We start from the raw sequence: 15,810 nt of genomic DNA on the forward strand, positions 1-15,810 counted from the left end.
TCATCCAGGCATGGCGGCAGCATCTGCAGTTCGCTGCGATCAGTTCCTCGAAGGTGGCTCATGCCCATCTTGTTGCGCATGAACGCCCCCGGTCAAACCGGTGAAATAGTTTTCACACAGCCTGTGTCCCCAGCCCGCCGTCGCCGGAGCACAACGCATGTTCGAGCCGGAGCCGCGCTGTAACCTCCTGTGCGTTTCCGGCTGGGAGGAGGGGTAAGAGTAGGAGGAAGAGGAAGATTATTGGGAGGGCCGTAGAGCTATGAAGGCACTTATGGACCATCCCCGCACCCAAGCCGCGCTGGCGTGGATGCATGTCTGGCGCAAAGAACTCGCTGTCGCCGTCGCCATGCTCGCTACACTGGCAGGTCCGTTTCTGCTGAAGCCCAAAGAAAGCACCGCACCGACTCACTACGACCGCCGGCTGGTCATCATCTCACCGCACAATGACCGTATCCGCGCGGAATTCGGGCAGGCGTTTGCGAAGAATTGGAAAGCCACGCATGGGGAGACTCTCTTCATCGACTGGCGCGTTCCGGGCGGCACTTCGGAGATCGCCATGCTTATTAAGAGCGAGGCCCTGGCCGCTTTTCAACAGCACTGGGAGAAGAAGCTGAACCAGACCTGGACTCCCGCCGTGGCGCAGGACTGCCTGAACCCCAAGGCCGCACCGGACAATGCCGCACGGAAGGCTTATCTCGCTTCGAATGTGGGCACAGGTATGGATGTCTTCTTTGGTGGGGGCGCGTATGACTTTGAGCAGCAGGCCAAGGCGGGCACGCTGGTGGCAGGCGATGGTGAAACGACGGGCATCAGCGCTCTGGCAAAATTGCATCCCGAGTGGTTTGGCGATGCCGGCATTCCTGAAAAACTGAGCGGCGAACCCTTTCGCGATCCGCAGTCTCGCTGGTGCGGCACCTGCCTCTCCAGCAGCGGCATTGTTTTCAATCGAGATGTGCTGCGGCGCACCGGCATCGCCGAAGATCCTACTGCTTGGAGCGACCTTGCGGACCCGCGTTACTACGGGCAGATCGCTCTGAGCGATCCAGGCAAAAGCGGTTCAGTGACGAAGGCGCTGGAAATGCTCATCCAGCAGCAGATGCAGCTGGCGTATGAGCGCCTGAAAGCCGTGCCGAAGTCCAAGCTGACTCCGGAACAACTGGAGACGCAGGCCGTGGCGGAAGGCTGGAGCGAGGGGTTGAGGCTGATCGTGCGCATCAGCGCCAATGCGCGCTACTTCACCGACTTCTCCACCAAAATCCCCCTTGAAGTTGCTCAGGGCGATGCTGCTGCGGGCATGTGCATCGACTTCTACGGTCGCTCGGCCGAAGAGAACGTGCGCAAGCCAGACGGAAGTTCGCGTGTGGGCTTCATCGCCCCAATGGGCGGCACCTCCGTCAGCGTGGATCCCATCGGCATGCTGCGTGGCGCGCCCAATCCGGAACTGGCCACCGCCTTCATCGAGTTCGTTCTGGGAGACGCCGGGCAGAAGCTGTGGAGCTTTCGCACCGGAGAGCCGGGCGGCCCGCAGCACCTGGCCTTGCGCCGCCTGCCGGTGCGGCACGATCTTTACACCCCTGAAAACATCGCCCGCATGAGCGATGGCAAGGAGGCCCCTTTTGAGAAAGCCGAGGCCTTCATCTACCACCCGGAACGCACCGCCGCCGCCTTCAGCGCCATCCGTTTCATCGTGCGTGTGATCTGCGTGGACTCGCACAATGAACTCCACGCCGCGTGGAAAGAAATCATTGACCATGGCATGCCCGAGCGCGCTGTGCAGGTGCTGGAAGACATGACGCGCGTGAAATACGAGGCCGCCATGGGCACGATCTCGAAGACCCTCTCCGCCCGCGACAAAGTGCAGGAAACCCGCCTGGCACGTGAGCTGGGAGATGCGTTTCGGAATCAATACATCAAAGCCAGAACGATGGCGCAGCGAGGGCTGTGAAAACCTGATCCATGTCCAAACTCCTCTCTTTTCTGATCTTTCTGGCGATGACGACGTTCTTCGCCTGCTTCTTCGCCTACCCGATCTGGGCGGCGCTGGAGGCGGCGTTTCGGGGGGCGAATCATCAGTTCACGCTCGAGTATGTGTTAGAGGTATTCATGAATGAACTCTATCGCGAGGGGCTGTGGAATTCGTTCATCATCGCGGTGTGGACGACGCTGGGTGCCCTGTGCCTGGCGCTGCCGCTGGCGGTGTGCTACGTGCGCTTTGCCTTTCCGGGGCGTGCACTGCTGAACTCGCTGGTGCTCATGCCCATGATCCTGCCGCCCTTTGTCGGAGCGATTGGCATCAAGGCGATGCTTGGGCAGGCGGGCGCCCTGAACAGCCTGCTCATCAGCTTTGGCCTCATGGATGCAGCACACCCGACGGACTGGCTGGGGCAGCACCGCATGCTGGGCATCATCATCATGGAGGTGCTGCACCTGTATCCCATCATTTATCTGAATGTTGCTGCGGCGTTGTCGAACCTGGACCCGGCTCTGGAGGAGGCGGCGGCCAACATGGGCTGCACTGCGTGGAGCCGCTTCTGCCGCGTGACGCTCCCGCTCATCATGCCGGGGGTGTTTGCAGGGGGGACCATCGTGTTTGTGTGGGCCTTCACCGAGATGGGCGTGCCACTGCTGTTTGACTACGACCGCGTCACAGCGGTGCAGATTTTCCGCAGCATCAATGACCTCAGCGGGAACCCCTTCCCCTACGCGCTGGTGGCGGTGATGCTGGTCTTCAGCACGCTGTTTTACCTGACGAGCAAACTCTTCTTTGGCAGCGCCAGTGCCGGCGGCGGCGGGCGTGCAACGACCGGGCGGGAGGCGATCACCCTGCCCACCGGTCTCGGCTGGCTCTGCACCGCGTTCTTTGCCGGCGTGACCTTCCTGGCGGTGCTGCCGCACCTCGGCGTGGTGCTGCTTTCTGTTTCCAAAGACTGGTACAACACTGTCCTGCCACAATCATTCACACTGCAGCATTACCACGATGCGCTGGGACATGAGCTCACTCTCTCCTCCATCGCCAACAGTTTGAAATACTCCGCGCTGGCGATGGTGGTGGCGCTGCTGCTGGGCATCGGCGTGGCCTATGTGTCTGTGCGCACCCGCATCTGGGGGCGGCAAATCCTGGACGCCATGGCGATGCTGCCGCTGGCAGTTCCTGGAATCGTCATGGCATTCGGCTATCTGGCCATGACGCGGGAGGGGCAGCCCTTTCATTGGCTGATGCTGGGGGAAGACCCCCTGCTGCTGCTCGTCATCGCGTATGCGGTTCGGCGCCTGCCGTACGTGGTGCGCTCTGCGGCTGCGGGTTTCCAGCAGGTCAGCCCCACCTTGGAAGAGGCCGCGCAAAACCTCGGCGCACGCCCGGAGAAAGCCCTGTGGCGCATCACCCTGCCCCTCGTCGCGCCCAATCTTGTCGCCGGTGGCTTGCTGGCCTTCTCTTTTGCCATGCTCGAGGTGAGCGACTCGATGATCCTTGCCCAGCAGGCGGCTCACTTCCCCATCACCAAGGCCATCTACTCCCTCGTACTCGCCCTCGGCAGCGGTCCCAACCTCGCCTCAGCCCTCGGTGTCTGGGCCATGCTCTTCCTCGCGGTAACGATCCTCGGCGCCGGCGTGATCTTGGGGAAGAAACTGGGGGCGTTGTTTCGGGGATAGGCTACCCACACGCTCTGCATGAAACCCAAGCGCCCCGTCAAAATCAAAACCTTCGAGCAGGCCTGCAAGTTCGTCTTGAAGGTGAAGACCTGCCTCATCTTTGGCTCGAAGGCCTCCGACCTCCCCAGCCTATGGGATGTCGTGGATCTGCCAGGCCGACAGCCCGGGCAGCCGGGATGGGGCGAGAAAGTGGAGGCCGTCTGGGGTTGGAAGAACGAGCTGCCGGCGCAATTTCCCGATGAGATCTTTTACGGCAAACTGCCGGGCGGGCTGGCGATGCTGATGAGCATCGAGCATTTGCGGGAGGTTCATTACCCGGCGCATCATCGCAAGATTTCCACCTGCAGCCCCTTGGCACGGCGGGCCTATGAGTTGATCCGCAGCGAGCCGCACACCACGGCGGAATTGCGCAAGGCGCTGTCTCCTTCGGGAACCCTTAGCAAGAGCAAGGTGGATGGTGCGCTGGTGGAGCTGCAGGTGACTCTCAACATCACGCGCTCAAATGAGCCGGGGCTGAAACGCGACACCTGGCTGCCTTTTGGGGAGCAGTATCCGGACATCGGAGGGGGGGAGGAATGAACCGCACGGACCGGCTTGTGGCCATGGTCATGCTGCTGCAATCACGCCGGGTCATCACAGCGGCGCAACTGGCGGGGCATTTCGAGATCACCGAGCGCACGGTGTATCGCGATCTGGCGGCGCTGGGTGAGGGCGGAGTTCCCATCGTGGGAGAGCCGGGGGTGGGCTACAGTCTGATGAGCGGCTACTGCCTGCCGCCGGTGATGTTTTCGCCGGAGGAAGCCTTTGCTTTCGTGACTGGCGGGCTGCTGGTGGAGCGCATGACGGATGCCTCCATGCGCGATGCGATCCGTTCCGCCATGGGCAAGGTCACAGCGGTATTGCCGTCGGGATTGCAGGGGCGCGTGGACCGCCTGCGCAAGACCATGGTGATCGGGGCTCGTGCTCCAACCAAAGGCAGCGTGCCTCTGACCACCGTCCAGCGTGCCATGGCGGAGGGTTGTGTATTGCGGCTGAATTACCTCGGAGCGGCACGTGGAGCACCTACCGAGCGTCTGGTGGAGCCGCTGGGGCTGGTCTTTTACATGGACCATTGGCACCTCATCGCCTGGTGCCGGCTGCGTGGAGACATGCGGGACTTCCGCGTTGACCGCATCGTCCGCTGTGAGACGCTGCCGGAGCCGATACCGCCACACCCGGGGTTCAATCTCCAGGAACATTTGGCCAGGTGCGTGGTGCCGGAGCGCTGCGAGTTTGCCGTCATCGAAGTCCCTGAATACCTCCTCGAAACGGTGCGCCGCTTCTGGGGGCCGACGATTGTGGAGGAACAAATCACCGGCAGGCGGGCACAAGTACGCTTTGCCTTCCGGGCCGAAGGATTGGACTACACCGCCCGCTGGTTGCTCAGCCTGGGGACGGATGCCGATATCCTTTTCCCAGAGGCACTGCGGGTCCGGGTGGGTGATTTGGCGCTGGCCACGGCAAAGCATCATCAGAAAAAGTGACGGGCCTCAAAACACTCCTGACATAGGGCTGTCAGTGGCCGGTGCGATGAATGGCGGGTGGTCGCAAAACAACAGCGCGATCCGCATTCACAAACCTACTTCCATCCACCTATGAACCCGCTTCCCGAACCAACCGTTTCCTTCTCCCTTACCTGCAAAAGTGCCGCCGCTGCGCTGGATTTTTATGCCCGCGCCTTCGGGGCGGTTGAGCTGTACCGCCTCTCCCCTGCCCCAGGTGTGGTGCCGCATGCCGAATTCATGATCGGCAACACCCGCATCAACATCTCCGATGAGTATCCACAGGGGCATGCCCACGCCATTCCTGAGGGTGGTCTGGCACCCTGCGTATTTTCGATTCAGGTCGATGACTGCGATCAAGCCTTCGCCCGCGCTCTCGCCGCCGGCGGCTCCCCGCTGAGTCAGTCCCGGGATCAGTTCTGGGGCAAACGCACCGCCATGGTGAAGGATCCTTTTGGCTACCGGTGGAGCCTCAACCAGCATCTTGAAGATGTGCCACCAGAGGAGCTGCTCAAACGGGCGCAGGCGTTTATGAGCGAGGGGGCCAAATAGGCCAAGGGTTCGTTCTGGAGTGTGGTTGTGCAGAGTGCCCGACTGGAAAAAGCCCGGCTGCGATCTCTGACACAACTTCACTCCCGACGCTTCGTTTTGAATTCCACTCCTGGAATCCGATTCTTTTGAAACGAAGAAGTAACGATGGATTGACGTGTATTTGAGTCCGTGGGGTTATTCACAGTTCACCAATGTAACGTTAATAACGTTTTCTTGACGTAACGGTGTTATTCCGATGAGAATGCGGGCCATGAGACGCCCTTGGATCAAGATCGAAACCTGCACGCCGGACAAGCCAGAAATCTGCAGCCTCGCCACCCAGATGAAAATGGACGAGGACACTGTGGTGGGAAAACTCGTTCGGCTTTGGTCCTGGGCAGAGTTAAACCGAATCAATCCTAACGACATTGGCGTTACCAAAGAGTTCATCGATAAGCTGGTGGGGCGAAAAGGGTTCGCCGCAGCGCTTGCCCAAACGGGGTGGCTGATGGAAACGAATGAGAAACTTTCGTTTCGTAACTTCAAACGTCACAACAGTCCCGTGGCACAGAACAAGGCCTTGACCGCTAAAAGAGTCGCTAGGCACCGATTGAGGAGGGCGGAAGCTCAAGAAGGTGAAACTTCTGATCCGTTACCGCAATCGCCAGCGACGGCCCCGAAGGCAAAAAGTAAATCGAAGACGAAGAAACCTGTTCCTAACGAAATTGTAACGGTTCGATCACTTCCTGATACACATGTTGACACACCAAAATGGACTGATGATTCGATACCTTCAGGTTATGTCAAAAACGTAATTTTAGAAGATAAAACTCTCGAAACTAAAGAAGAGAGTATCTCAATTCAAGAGCTGGAGAGTCTTGTGGACGTAACGATAGCTGAAGGTTCCACCATTGAAACAGGAGCCGACATTATCGAAACTCTGCTTACGCCGCAAGAGGCCCTGGCAGCTCTACAGGTTGAGGAAGTAGCACCTAAGAAGCGGCGCTCTAAGTCTGCAGTTGAGTCGGAGGATCAACCGATGTTGTTCTAAAACGCTGGGTGTGCAGGATGGAGTTTCGGTTGGAAACTCTCTAGACGTTACTTCTTCGGAAACAGTAGCGCGGCTGGCGGTATAGCCGAATGCCTCGCGGATCCCGATATCGTAACGGAGCAAGCGTTAAAAAAATCGGGTGTTCTAAGCTGATCTCAGGTGACGGAGGTAGGTGCGTCAGCGCGTAGAAATGCTGCCTTCTATTTTGATTAACAAATATTTAATATCAATGTGCCAGATACGGAGGTGAGTGCTCCGTTGATGAAACCAAAGATACCTTACTCTGTTGCACGGGCACCGTCGGAGATACCTGCGATTTTCTCACGCCACCTGTAGCGGGCTGCCCATGGGTTCGATTTGCGTTCCACCACATCGGCAATGACCTCGCCGAGAACGGGGGTGAATTTGAAAGCATGGCCGGAATCTCCAGCAGCAACGATCAGTCCGGGATGGTTGGGGTCGTGATCGATCCAAAAAGACCCGTCAAAGGTGTCGCAATACAAACAGACTCGGGTGGAGTGCAGCGGAGCCATGGCGAGGCTCGGAAAGGTTTCGCTGAGGAAAGCGCGGTAGCGATCCTCCTCTCCTGGCGGAAGAGTTCGGGGATCACCTGCATTCACCCGCCGGCCCGGTCCGTGATTGGCCACTTTGACAAGACCATCGGCATTTGCCGGAAATCCATACCACCCGGTTCGGCCGATATCCGCCCCCCAAACTGGAAACTGCGGGGGCGTGAATGGGCGCGGATCCTCCGGCTTGAAATGGAAGACGGTCTGGGCCGTCGCCCACATCACGCTCTGCAGCTGCGGCAGCAGGGCGGGCGTCCAGGCACCGGCTGCCACCAGAGTGGCATTGGCTCGCCAGGTGTGACCGGTGTCGGATGTGACGCCCGTGCAACGGCCGCCCTCGAACAATGGCCGGGGCTTCGACACATTGGAGTGGATGGCCACCCCGGCGGCGCGGGCTTCGGCGGCGAGACGAGCAATGACCCTCCCGCTTTCCACCCAACCTCCCGTAGGATTGAAATAGCCGTCCCGATAAACGGCATGGTTCCAAGCCGGGTGCAACTCGCGGAGCGTCCCAGCTGGGGTGCGGCGGAGAGGATGGCCGCGCTGCGAAATAAAGGAATGGCTGTCGTGTTCAAATCCCACTTCTTGTAAGGAATAACGCGACATCACAAGGAAGCCTGCTTCGTGATACAGCTCCTCTCCCCACCGCGCATTCCATTCACGCCAGCGTCGGATGCTGAGTTCGCCCATGGTCGTATGTTGTTCATCCTGAGCATAATCCATGCGGACCACTTTGCTTATGTCCGTGGAGGCGGCGTCTGGGTGAGGCAGTGAACCTTGGTCGATAAGAGTGATCTCCCAGCCGCGTTTACGCAATTCCAAGGCGGCGGCGAGCCCAAAGCAGCCGCCTCCAAGGACGAGAAGAGTTGAAGTATGGGGCATATTCATATCCTTTAGGCTGGCTACGGGCGAGACTGCCTTCACGCACATTACATGACATTCGGGAACAACAGGAATATCAAAATCTTGCTGGTCGCAGTTCATCTGGCGGTATTGCTCACGTGGGCCAAGGCTGCGGAGCGTGATCTACAGGCTCGTCTGACCACGCTGCCTGGTCTGAGTGCGGCAGGACAGCCTCCCAAGGCGACCGCATTTTCCCGCGGACTACAGGCGCTGGAGTCCAAGGACTACCCAACGGCGCTCGCGCAATTCGAGAATGCTGTGGCTGAAGCGCGGATTGACGCCATCCCCATCTGCTGGCTCACCGCCCAGTACAACGTCTGCCATACCCTCAATCTGCTGGGAAAGAAGGCTGAAGCGGTGCTGCGTGCGCGAGAAATGGTGAAAGCATGTGAGGCCTCTCTTGGAGCAGAGGATCCCATTACCAGCGAAGTCTTGGCTCATCTGGCCTTCCTTTTGAAAAACAACGGGCGCCTGACCGAGGCCGAGCCTGTCTATGCTCGGAACCTTGCATGCCTGGTGGAAAAGCACGGGGCGGACAGTTACTTTTCCGCCAGCGCCCGCACGCGGCTGGCCGATCTTTTGATGCTGCTCGGTCGCACGGAGGAGGCGGAGAGGCACCATCGCCAGGCGCTGGCTGCGGCGCAAACCTGCCTGGGCCAGGAGCACACGGACATCTGCTTTTTCATGACCCATCTGGCCTACTGCCTTCATATGGGAAAGAAGAGGCCGGAGGCCGCTGCGCTGATGGACAAGGCCTTCGCCATGGTGCAAAACACGGACGTCCTCAAGCTTCCCAACGCCACCTCACTCCTGCGGCGCCAGGCGGAGTTTTTTCGTGACAGCAGACAGCTGGGCAAAGCGCGGCTTGCCGGTCGTCTTTGCCTGACGCGCCTGGCATCGCGGGACGAGAGCAATCGCGCCCGCTTTTTTTACTATGACCGTGTCAAGGAACTGTATCATTCCATCCTCGTGGCGGACGGACTGAAACCGCAGGAGATCAAGAACCACCTGGCAGAGGTGGAGACTCAAGCGCAGGGAGATCGGTGATCAAGTCGTTAAGATCGACTGCCTCGGCTTTGGGCGGTTGCTGCGTTTCCCAGATCGAGCTAGAGTTCTGTACTGCTTGGGCTGCCTTCGTGCACCACGCTCTCAAAGACGGCCCCGCCAAGCAGGCGTTCGCCCTCGTAGAGGGCGCAGATTTGCCCGGGTGTCAGCGCACGCTGTGGTTCCGCATATTCGAGTTCTGCACGGCCACCGCCCAGGGGGCGAAAAATCGCATTGCCTGCCGGGCAGCGGTAGCGTGGCTGGGCTTGCAGCAGGCGTTCTTCGGTCAATGGAGCTCCGGTGGAGGAGATGGAATGCAGCGTGGCTTTGCGGGCCCAAAGCAACGGGGTGTCCGGGTTTTCGATGGCGACCACAAGTTCATTGGCAGCCGGGCGTTTGGCCACCACGACGTAGGCCTGCTTGTGGACAGGGCTGGCGACGCCGTGCCCCTTGCGCTGCCCCAGCGTGTAGAGATGCAGCCCCCGGTGCTCGCCCATCACCTTGCCTTCCAGGTTCACAATGGGGCCGGGTTTGTCTGGGACGAATGTCCGGAGAAAGTCCTCCATTTTCACCTGACCGATGAAGCAGATCCCCTGGCTGTCTTTTTTCTCCGCCGTCTTGAGGCCAAACTCGCGAGCATGTGCCCGGAGCTCCGGCTTCAGCAGATGACCGATGGGAAACTGGGCGATGCGCACCTGCTGCGGCTGCATCATGGCCAGGAAGTAGGTCTGGTCTTTGTTGGGGTCGGCACCGCGAAGAATGCTGGATGCTGGATCATCTAGCACCGAGGATCCGGCCTCTAGTTTCCGCGCATAGTGACCGGTGGCGATGGCCTCGAAGCCGTGCTCCTGGGCCCAGTCCCAGAGCACGCCGAATTTCATCTCGCGGTTGCACATCACGTCGGGGTTGGGGGTGATGCCGGCCTGGTAGCCTTCGAGAAGGTATTTCACAACCTTTTCACGGTATTCGGTCATGAGATTGACCACGCGGAACGGGATGCCAAGCTGTTTGGCCACGGCCTCGGCATCGGTGATGTCCTCCTCCCAGGGGCAGTGGCCGATGATGTTCTCCTCGTTGATCCAGTTCTTCATGTACACACCGGACACGTCATGCCCGGCGCGGACGAGCATGGCGGCCGCCACGCTGCTGTCCACGCCTCCGGACATGGCTGCGAGAATCTTCATCCGCTGAGAATCGGCGGCTGCGGCGTGGCGTCAATGGAGAGGCGCGTGGGAAATATATTCGAGAAATTCAGCTCGCTACGGAAGCGCGCGCACAGGCTCCACTGCGGCATTTTGAGCCGCGAATACTTGGATGGCAAAATGGAAGTGCTTTGCGACATCGGATCAGTGCGTCTAATGGCGTGGATGAGAACTTCCATGCTTGGGTCCGTGCTAGCTTTTGCCCTCCTGCTTTCCTCCTGCTCCTCCCGCAACTCCCTCCCTGCGCTGATGGTGAAGCGACTGGCCTGGATGGATGAGGTGGCAATGGCAAAGCAGCTTCAGAAGCTGCCCATTACAGACCCGAAGCGCGAGACGGAACTGCTGAATGCGATGACGCAGCGCGGTGTGGCGGCGGGCCTGCAGGAGACACAAGTGCGTGGCTTTTTCACCGGGCAGATGCTGGCGGCGAAAGTGGTGCAGGAAGAGTGGCTGCGAAAGCACCCGCAGGGCGTGGCATCCTCTGTGAAGGTGCCCAGTCTCACCCAGACAGTGCGCCCGGCCTTGGACGAGATTAGCACAAAAATGATCGCTCAGCTCGCAAAGCCACGCACGGCTGAAGGGAAGGCTGCGGTCGTCCGCAAGGCAAAGCGGGGGCTGACGAAGGCGGGATATTCGGAGGCGGTCAAGCAGGCGGCACTGAAAGGCCTGCGGGAAGGATTGCAGGAGTAGGCCAGGCTGGCATTGACTTTCTGTGGCTGGACTGGCACACACGGAAGGATGCGACTGATGGAAGCTCTTGGGAAACCCTGGCTGGCGCGGCTGATGCGACAGCGGGGACTGTGCCGTGCGCTACTGGTGGCGGTCGCGGTGCTGACCGTGGCTGCGTGGATGCGGTGGCCGCTCTGGCCCTGCACCTTTGCGGAATTCACCGGCCTTCCCTGCCCCGGCTGCGGACTCACGCGGGCTACGTCTGCTCTGCTGCATGGGGAGTGGCGGAGTTCTTGGCGTTTTCATCCCTTTGCAGCCGGCTTTTTGTTCGGGGGCATGTTTGTGGCTGCGGGGGCATTGTTACCGGCAAAGTGGGTCGCGAGCATCGCCGCCAGCGTGGAGAGCATCGAAAGACGCACTAAACTGGCTGCGATCTTTTTGGTGGCGGTGCTTTGTTTTGGCTTGCTGCGCATGGTGGGATTCTGGTATCAGCCAGAAGTCGGGAATTTCTCAGGTCGCTTTTTGACGAGACCTGCAGTGTCTCCGGCGGATAAAGCAGGAAATTAATATCGACCAACCCACCCCTTACTCACTCATCTTATGGAACCCACCGTCCCCTCGTCTGCCGCAGCCAGTTTAGGCATGTCTTCCATCGCTCTTATGGTGCTGGGGCTCATCTGCCTTGTTTGCTGGATCAAGGTGCTCATCGCCCTCTTCAAGAATGCGGGAGCGGGCTTGGGTATACTGGGCATTTTTTGCAATATTTTCGCGTTCATCTGGGGCTGGGTTAAAAGCGGTCAGCATGGTCTGAAGGGAACCATGATCGTGTGGACGCTTGCCTTCGTGGCTTTTATTGGCGTCTGGGGCTTTGCCGCCAAGAGTTTAATCGAAAGTCCCGAATTCAAGAAAGGCTGGGAAGACGGCCAGCGCCAGATCCGCGAACAGCAGAGGATGCAGCAGCCGAACTGATCGGAACAACATCGTAAGTTGTCTGTGCAGACGCCATTCCTTCGCGGGGATGGCGTTTTGCTTGGGCCGGCGCAGAACCCCGGCTTGATCTTTGCCAGCGCTGCATTCAGATGAGGGATGGAAGAAAAGATTCAGAAAGTCCCCACTGGCGAGTTCCACTCCGGCTACGGCTGCATCATCATGAGCGCAGTCGTTGTCGTCTTTGGCTTCATTGTCTGGTGGAGCTACTACACGCTGAACACGATGAATGCGGCCATCGACGAGTTTACGCAAAAAACTCCGGTCAAGCTGGCCGAGATAACGCCCGTGCCTGACCTGCAGGCCAGGCTCACCGAGTTTGCCGCCCAAGCCACTGCGGGCAAGCCGGCCGCGCTGAAGCTTTCCGTGGCAGATCTCAACGCCCTGGTCCTGATGGCACCTTCCGAGGCCAATGGCAGCTACAAAGACATGCTGCGGGTGAAATCCTTCAATGCCGGGAAGCAGGTGATCACCACCGACACCAGCATGCCCATGAACACCAAAAACTTCACGGATGGCAGCAAACGCTACCTTGTAGGCGAGATCGATTTTGCCTTGGAGATGACTGAAATGGGGCCGGACGCAAAGCCTGTGGCCATCCGTGTGCCCGGCAAGACGGTGCTGGAGGAGATGGTCAAAGGCATGGCAATGTATGGCTGGCTCGGTCCCTACCAGAATGACGCTACGACCAGCCCGGTGCTGAAGGCGATCAAGAAGGTCAAGGTGGAAAGCGATGGTGTGGTGGTTTCGACAGAAAAGTGAGACCATCGCTCAAATGGAAGGAGACGGTTCGGCTGCGGTCGATTTGCCTCAGCGGAGCGCCTTGACTTCATGACCTTCCTTTGACCTCTTGGGGGCGCACCATGACCACCCTTCCCCAGCACCCCAATCCCTGGCAGACCGTTTCCACCCTGGAGACTTATGCCAACCCGTGGATCCGCGTCCGGGAGGATCAGGTGATCAAACCGACGGGCGGACCGGGCATCTACGGAGTGGTGGAGTATAAAAACATCGCCGTCGGGGTCGTTCCCATCGATGACGAAGGATATACGTGGCTGGTCGGCCAGTGGCGGTACTGCCATGGGCGCTACGAATGGGAGATCCCGGAAGGCGGCTGCCCGGCGGGAGAATCTCCGGCGGAGACCGCACGGCGTGAACTGAAAGAGGAGACGGGCATCACAGCCGGGAAAATCGAGCCGCTTCTCAGAGGCATTCAGCTCTCGAATTCCACCACCAACGAGGTGTGCGACATTTTTGTGGCGACGGAACTATCTCACGGCGAAGCCCAGCCGGAAGACACTGAGCAGCTTGAAGTGCTGCGGCTTCCCCTAAGCGAAGCCGTGCAAATGGCCCGCGACGGCCGGATTCGGGACAGTGTGAGCGTGCTGGCCCTTCTCTCGGTGGCGGGGCGGCCCGTATAGGTCGGAGACGCCGCCAGCTGTGCGAGCAGAGGATGAGAGAATCATTATTTAGAGCACTGCGCCATTGGTGTCCTCGAAAATGAGGACGGCACGCTCCATGATTGCAGCTTGCCAGCGAGGGCGGTTTTGGATACTCAACAGGCTTATAAAAGTCTAAAGGCTACCTTTGAATGACGTCCGCCATCCCTCCGCGAATCTTTTGGTTGTTTGGTCCACCCGAGGCTGGCAGGTCCCAACTGGCGAAAGCATTGCAATCTCACCTGCGCTCGTGTGGCTGCCCGGCCACGTGCCTGGACGGCGGAGAACTCAGTGAAGGATTGTGCCGGGATCTGGGTTCCTCCGAAGCAGACCAACTCGAAAAAGTACGCCGCGGCGCCTACCTGGCGGAATCCCATGCCGCCGGTGGAAATGCAGTCATCTGCTCCTTCCGAACTCCGCAAGAAAAGCATCGTGAAATGGTGCGCAAAATATTGGGAGACCGCGTCTGCATGATCTATGTGCGCTGCACGGTGAAGGGTTGCAAAGTTTGTTCTGGCAAGAAGTCGCGAACTTCACGCTTAGAGGAAGATGGGAGAACGTTTGAGGTCCCTGCGGAGGCTGATGCCGTGATATCCACGCACAGCCGGGCCGCCATCTCGGCACTGCTGGCACTTTGCAAGGTCACTGCTCCAGACTCCTCGGGCGCTGCAAGCAGAGGTGCCAGCCCCAAAACCACCGACACAGAAGTGGACAAAAAAGAACTCTCGGTCCGTGAGAGCGAAGTGCTGGGCCTGCTGATTCAAGGGCTGCGGCACAAAGAGGTGGCCGAGCGCCTGGGCATCTCCACCACGACGGTGCGTACGCACATCGAGCGCGCATGCCGCAAGCTGTCCGCCAGCTCCCGCACCGAGGCTGTGGCACGTTTTGCGGCGATGGGGCAGAAGGTGGCAAAAGAGGAAGGGAAGCGCTGAGAAAAGCGGCCGCTATATTAAATATGCGCTGCAAAGCCAGCGTGCTGCATCCTGCCTGCACCATTGTTCATCCCCTGCCCCACCCGCATTATCCGGCAAGCAAAACCCTTGTCCTCGCCGCCGCCGAGTGTCAGAGTAAGACCGCATGAACAACGAGCAACTGAAGCAACTGAAGGCAATGGTGGAAGAAGCGGGCGATCTGCCTGAGGCGGCAAAGGTCAGGCTACTGGAAATACTGGGGCAGCAGGAGGCGGAGGTGGAATCTTCCCAGCCGGAGGGAGCTTCGGAGGTGCAGGGAAAGCTCCTTTCCTCCGTCGAGGAGTTTGAGGCTGCACACCCGGAGGCAACCTCCTTTATGGGACGTCTGGCCACGACCCTGGCAAACATGGGCATTTGAGCCGGGTTTTTGGGCAGGATGGATTGGGTTTTAAAGGGCTGGAGTGGCCGAAAAATCCCCCTTCCCTTAAAAGAACTGTAATCCGGCTTTGACAGCACTTAGGAGGCGTGTAGTATCGCGCCCCCTTTCCCCAGAGGAACGTCGCCATGCCAAACACACAAGTCATTCTCAAAGAACAAATCAAAGGCCTCGGAGCCGAAGCTGATGTCGTCAGCGTGAAGCGCGGTTTTGCGCGCAATTTCCTGCTTCCCCAGGGCAAGGCCTATGAAGCCACCAAGGGCAACCTTCGCCACACCGAACGCCTCAAAGCCGTGCGTGCCGAGCGTGAGGCCAAGGAAGTTGCCGAAGCTGAGAAGCTGGCCTCCAAGCTGAAGAAGGTGAAGCTCAAGCTCACCCTTTCCACCGGTCAGGGTGGCAAGGCTTTCGGATCCATCACCACGATCGACATCGCCAAGGCGCTCTCCGAAGAATCCAAGATCGACATCGATCGCCACATGATTGTGCTGGAGAAGCCGATCAAGAACACCGGCAGCTTCGAAGTTCAGGTCAAACTTGGCCACGAAATCACCGCCACCGTCAAGCTCACGGTTTCCGCCGCTGGCGAAGCCGCCCCTGCGGAAGAAGACGCCGCAGCGTAAGAACGGTCAAAATATTAAACGGAAAGCCGCTTGGTGTAAAACCAAGCGGCTTTTTGTTGTGCTCAGGAACCAGCCTCGACCGTGCTCTGCCGTCGGCGTGGCCCCGGCACCCACCCTGAGTGTCTGGCTTTGACCCACATGATCTTGCGCCCTTTAAGAGAATAGGCTTAGCGCCTATTTCGGAGTTTTAGGTATCACTCCCCCGGCGTTAAACGCTACAAAGCGTTCGACTAAATCCATTGTCAAATTAACTAAA

Annotated in this window: 17 protein-coding genes and 2 pseudogenes; 16 read left to right on the forward strand and 3 right to left on the reverse strand. The window is 59.2% G+C overall.

Annotation, left to right across the window (positions count from 1 at the left end; translation table 11 throughout):
• Positions 1 to 271 precede the first annotated feature (271 nt).
• The 6 genes from ACILSO_RS06210 to ACILSO_RS06235 all read left to right on the forward strand — a co-directional run bounded on the left by ACILSO_RS06210 (position 272) and on the right by ACILSO_RS06235 (position 6,774).
• Positions 272 to 1,945: an ABC transporter substrate-binding protein gene (locus ACILSO_RS06210; protein ID WP_395736510.1), complete on the forward strand. Its 1,674-nt coding sequence runs from the start codon at positions 272 to 274 to the stop codon at positions 1,943 to 1,945.
• An 11-nt stretch (positions 1,946 to 1,956) separates the two neighbouring features.
• A complete protein-coding gene (locus ACILSO_RS06215; RefSeq protein ID WP_395736511.1) occupies positions 1,957 to 3,651 on the forward strand; it encodes an ABC transporter permease in 1,695 nt (564 codons plus the stop codon).
• Positions 3,652 to 3,669: 18 nt separating this feature from the next.
• Positions 3,670 to 4,230 (forward strand): hypothetical protein, encoded by a 561-nt coding sequence (locus ACILSO_RS06220; RefSeq protein WP_395736512.1) that lies wholly within the window; start codon positions 3,670 to 3,672, stop codon positions 4,228 to 4,230.
• Positions 4,227 to 5,174, forward strand: a complete 948-nt coding sequence (locus ACILSO_RS06225) for a helix-turn-helix transcriptional regulator (RefSeq protein ID WP_395736513.1) — start codon at positions 4,227 to 4,229, stop codon at positions 5,172 to 5,174. Before ACILSO_RS06220 ends, ACILSO_RS06225 begins: the two co-directional genes overlap by 4 nt.
• A gap of 111 nt (positions 5,175 to 5,285) precedes the next feature.
• Entirely contained in the window at positions 5,286 to 5,744 is a 459-nt protein-coding gene (locus ACILSO_RS06230; protein ID WP_395736514.1) for a VOC family protein, read from the forward strand.
• A 250-nt stretch (positions 5,745 to 5,994) separates the two neighbouring features.
• Complete coding sequence (locus ACILSO_RS06235; RefSeq protein ID WP_395736515.1) at positions 5,995 to 6,774, forward strand: hypothetical protein; 780 nt, start codon at positions 5,995 to 5,997, stop codon at positions 6,772 to 6,774.
• 278 nt (positions 6,775 to 7,052) lie between these two features.
• Here ACILSO_RS06235 and ACILSO_RS06240 read toward each other — a convergent pair whose 3' ends face one another.
• Positions 7,053 to 8,327: an NAD(P)/FAD-dependent oxidoreductase gene (locus tag ACILSO_RS06240; protein WP_395736516.1), complete on the reverse strand. Its 1,275-nt coding sequence runs from the start codon at positions 8,325 to 8,327 to the stop codon at positions 7,053 to 7,055.
• On the opposite strand from ACILSO_RS06240, the gene ACILSO_RS06245 reads away from it, so the two are divergent.
• A complete protein-coding gene (locus tag ACILSO_RS06245) occupies positions 8,310 to 9,293 on the forward strand; it encodes a tetratricopeptide repeat protein (RefSeq protein WP_395736517.1) in 984 nt (327 codons plus the stop codon). The genes ACILSO_RS06240 and ACILSO_RS06245 overlap by 18 nt on opposite strands.
• Positions 9,294 to 9,352: 59 nt before the next feature.
• Here ACILSO_RS06245 and mnmA read toward each other — a convergent pair whose 3' ends face one another.
• Positions 9,353 to 10,474 (reverse strand): tRNA 2-thiouridine(34) synthase MnmA, encoded by a 1,122-nt coding sequence (mnmA, locus tag ACILSO_RS06250; protein WP_395736518.1) that lies wholly within the window; start codon positions 10,472 to 10,474, stop codon positions 9,353 to 9,355.
• A gap of 195 nt (positions 10,475 to 10,669) precedes the next feature.
• Here mnmA and aroQ point away from each other — a divergent pair, with 195 nt between their 5' ends.
• Both aroQ and ACILSO_RS06260 read left to right on the forward strand, forming a co-directional pair.
• The gene (gene aroQ, locus ACILSO_RS06255) at positions 10,670 to 11,182 is read left to right on the forward strand and encodes a gamma subclass chorismate mutase AroQ (RefSeq protein WP_395736519.1); all 513 of its coding nucleotides are present in this window, start codon (positions 10,670 to 10,672) and stop codon (positions 11,180 to 11,182) included.
• Between the two features lie 159 nt (positions 11,183 to 11,341).
• Positions 11,342 to 11,431: pseudogene (locus ACILSO_RS06260) on the forward strand (DUF2752 domain-containing protein); the annotation flags it as partial.
• A gap of 32 nt (positions 11,432 to 11,463) precedes the next feature.
• On the opposite strand, the gene ACILSO_RS06265 reads toward ACILSO_RS06260, so the two are convergent.
• Positions 11,464 to 11,634, reverse strand: a complete 171-nt coding sequence (locus ACILSO_RS06265) for a hypothetical protein (RefSeq protein ID WP_395736829.1) — start codon at positions 11,632 to 11,634, stop codon at positions 11,464 to 11,466.
• Positions 11,635 to 11,761: 127 nt separating this feature from the next.
• Between ACILSO_RS06265 and ACILSO_RS06270 the strand changes: the two genes are divergently transcribed.
• The 7 genes and pseudogenes from ACILSO_RS06270 to rplI all read left to right on the forward strand — a co-directional run bounded on the left by ACILSO_RS06270 (position 11,762) and on the right by rplI (position 15,554).
• Entirely contained in the window at positions 11,762 to 12,130 is a 369-nt protein-coding gene (locus ACILSO_RS06270; RefSeq protein WP_395736520.1) for a hypothetical protein, read from the forward strand.
• 117 nt (positions 12,131 to 12,247) lie between these two features.
• Positions 12,248 to 12,910 (forward strand): hypothetical protein, encoded by a 663-nt coding sequence (locus ACILSO_RS06275; protein WP_395736521.1) that lies wholly within the window; start codon positions 12,248 to 12,250, stop codon positions 12,908 to 12,910.
• Between the two features lie 101 nt (positions 12,911 to 13,011).
• Positions 13,012 to 13,569 carry an NUDIX domain-containing protein gene (locus ACILSO_RS06280; protein WP_395736522.1) on the forward strand — a complete coding sequence of 186 codons (558 nt, stop codon included), beginning with the start codon at positions 13,012 to 13,014 and terminating at the stop codon, positions 13,567 to 13,569.
• A gap of 170 nt (positions 13,570 to 13,739) precedes the next feature.
• Positions 13,740 to 14,081: pseudogene (locus ACILSO_RS06285) on the forward strand (adenylyl-sulfate kinase); the annotation flags it as partial.
• A 93-nt stretch (positions 14,082 to 14,174) separates the two neighbouring features.
• On the forward strand, positions 14,175 to 14,519 hold the full coding sequence (locus tag ACILSO_RS06290; RefSeq protein ID WP_395736828.1) for a response regulator transcription factor: 345 nt from the start codon (positions 14,175 to 14,177) through the stop codon (positions 14,517 to 14,519).
• A gap of 145 nt (positions 14,520 to 14,664) precedes the next feature.
• Positions 14,665 to 14,916 (forward strand): DUF4404 family protein, encoded by a 252-nt coding sequence (locus tag ACILSO_RS06295; protein ID WP_395736523.1) that lies wholly within the window; start codon positions 14,665 to 14,667, stop codon positions 14,914 to 14,916.
• A gap of 146 nt (positions 14,917 to 15,062) precedes the next feature.
• Entirely contained in the window at positions 15,063 to 15,554 is a 492-nt protein-coding gene (rplI, locus tag ACILSO_RS06300) for a 50S ribosomal protein L9 (protein ID WP_395736524.1), read from the forward strand.
• Positions 15,555 to 15,810: the final 256 nt, after the last annotated feature.

It is taken from the genome of Prosthecobacter sp. (genome assembly GCF_044226605.1).
Classification (GTDB): Bacteria; Verrucomicrobiota; Verrucomicrobiia; order Verrucomicrobiales; family Verrucomicrobiaceae; genus Prosthecobacter.